Genomic DNA, 262 nt, shown 5'->3' with positions numbered 1-262 from the left:
GGTTAGCCACATTCAGAGTTGCTGTATTCGCTGTAACTGAATCATTTGTGCCATCACTCACAGTAAACTTGAAGCTGGCGTAATCGGCACCTGTGCCACCGCTATCTGGGGTAAATGTCAGATTGCCGATATTGCTTGCTTGTATATCGGTCCCTGTCGCCTTAATTTCAGTGCCTTCAAGCTTTAATATACCTTCCGTTGGTAGGGCTTTGATGGTGATATGATCCAGCGTATCGTCACTGTCTACATCGCTAAATCCAAA

Annotated in this window: 1 protein-coding gene; it reads right to left on the bottom strand. The window is 45.4% G+C overall.

Annotated elements, in window-relative coordinates; genetic code table 11:
• The coding region (locus A3773_RS18250; protein WP_197462875.1) for an Ig-like domain-containing protein at nt 1-262 on the bottom strand (262 nt) is incomplete at both ends.

Origin of the sequence: Neptuniibacter pectenicola, assembly GCF_001597735.1 — a bacterium.
Taxonomy (GTDB): Bacteria; Pseudomonadota; Gammaproteobacteria; order Pseudomonadales; family Balneatricaceae; genus Neptuniibacter; species Neptuniibacter pectenicola.
The sequence above is the reverse complement of the archived record's forward strand: the minus strand, read 5'-3'. Positions and strand labels throughout refer to the sequence as shown.